Genomic DNA, 2194 nt, shown 5'->3' on the forward strand with positions numbered 1-2194 from the left:
GGAAGCTATTTAGGGTTGTATGGTTAAGTGACTAAGCGTATACGGTGGATGCCTTGGCAGTAAGAGGCGATGAAGGACGTGTAAGTCTGCGAAAAGCGGTGGCGAGCTGACAAAACGCATTTGAGCCATCGATGTCCGAATGGGGAAACCCACCCGCTTGCGGGTATCGTTAACTGAATTCATAGGTTAACGAGGCAAACCCGGGGAACTGAAACATCTAAGTACCCGGAGGAAAAGAAATCAACCGAGATTCCCTTAGTAGCGGCGAGCGAAAGGGGACCAGCCGATGTTAGTTGTCATAGTGGAATATTCTGGAAAGTTTAACGGAACAGGGTGATAGTCCCGTACACGAAGTGACAGTTAGCACATATTAAGTAGGTCGGGACACGTGTTATCCTGACTGAAGATGGGGGGACCATCCTCCAAGGCTAAATACTCCTTACTGACCGATAGTGAACCAGTACCGTGAGGGAAAGGCGAAAAGAACCCCTGTGAGGGGAGTGAAACAGAACCTGAAACCGTATACGTACAAGCAGTGGGAGCCCTTCGGGGTGACTGCGTACCTTTTGTATAATGGGTCAGCGACTTATATTTGGTAGCAAGGTTAACCGTATAGGGGAGCCGTAGCGAAAGCGAGTGTTAACTGCGCGTTGAGTTGCCAGGTATAGACCCGAAACCCGGTGATCTAGCCATGGGCAGGTTGAAGGTTGAGTAACATCAACTGGAGGACCGAACCCACGCCTGTTGAAAAAGGCGGGGATGACTTGTGGCTGGGGGTGAAAGGCCAATCAAACCGGGAGATAGCTGGTTCTCCCCGAAATCTATTTAGGTAGAGCCTCGGACGAATTCCTTTGGGGGTAGAGCACTGTTAAGGCTAGGGGGTCATCCCGACTTACCAACCCTTTGCAAACTCCGAATACCAAAGAGAACTATCCGGGAGACACACGGCGGGTGCTAACGTCCGTCGTGAAGAGGGAAACAACCCAGACCGCCAGCTAAGGTCCCAAAATATTGCTAAGTGGGAAACGATGTGGGAAGGCTAAGACAGCTAGGAGGTTGGCTTAGAAGCAGCCATCCTTTAAAGAAAGCGTAATAGCTCACTAGTCGAGTCGGCCTGCGCGGAAGATGTAACGGGGCTAAGCAATATACCGAAGCTGCGGCAAAGTACTTGTACTTTGGGTAGGGGAGCGTTCTGTAAGCCGCTGAAGGTGAACTGTGAAGTTTGCTGGAGGTATCAGAAGTGCGAATGCTGACATGAGTAACGATAATGGGGGTGAAAAACCCCCACGCCGGAAGACCAAGGTTTCCTGTCCCATGCTAATCAGGGCAGGGTAAGTCGGCCCCTAAGGCGAGGCAGAAATGCGTAGTCGATGGGAAACGGGTTAATATTCCCGTACTTATATAATCAGTGACGGAGGGACGGAGAAGGCTAGACAATCCTGGCGTTGGTTGCCCAGGTGAAAGTGTGTAGGCTGAGTGCTTAGGTAAATCCGGGTGCTTAAGGCCGAGACACGAGACGAGCTCCCAAGGGAGTGAAGTTGTTGATGCCCTGCTTCCAGGAAAAGCTTCTAAACTTATGATTATGTGAACCGTACCCCAAACCGACACAGGTGGTCAGGTAGAGAATACTAAGGCGCTTGAGAGAACTCGGGTGAAGGAACTCGGCAAAATTGTACCGTAACTTCGGGAGAAGGTACGCCCCTGATTGTGATGAGACTTGCTCTTTGAGCAGTCGGGGGCCGCAGTGACCAGGTGGCTGGGACTGTTTATTAAAAACACAGCACTCTGCTAAATCGTAAGATGACGTATAGGGTGTGACACCTGCCCGGTGCCGGAAGGTTAATTGATGGGGTTAGCGTAAGCGAAGCTCTTGATCGAAGCCCCGGTAAACGGCGGCCGTAACTATAACGGTCCTAAGGTAGCGAAATTCCTTGTCGGGTAAGTTCCGACCTGCACGAATGGTGTAACCATGGCCACGCTGTCTCCACCCGAGACTCAGTGAAATTGAAATCGCAGTGAAGATGCTGTGTACCCGCACCTAGACGGAAAGACCCCGTGAACCTTTACTACAGCTTGGCACTGAACATTGAACCTACTTGTGTAGGATAGGTGGGAGGCTTTGAAGTATGGACGCCAGTTCATACGGAGCCGTCCTTGAAATACCACCCTGGTATGTTTGATGTTCTAACGTTGT

At 50.9% G+C, this 2194-nt stretch carries 1 rRNA gene; it reads left to right on the forward strand.

Going from position 1 to position 2194, the window contains the following annotated elements:
- Positions 1–21: 21 nt before the first annotated feature.
- Positions 22–2194, forward strand: a 23S ribosomal RNA gene (locus tag ACXAG2_RS20790); the annotation flags it as partial.

It is taken from the genome of Alteromonas sp. ABH4_456 (assembly GCF_056160645.1).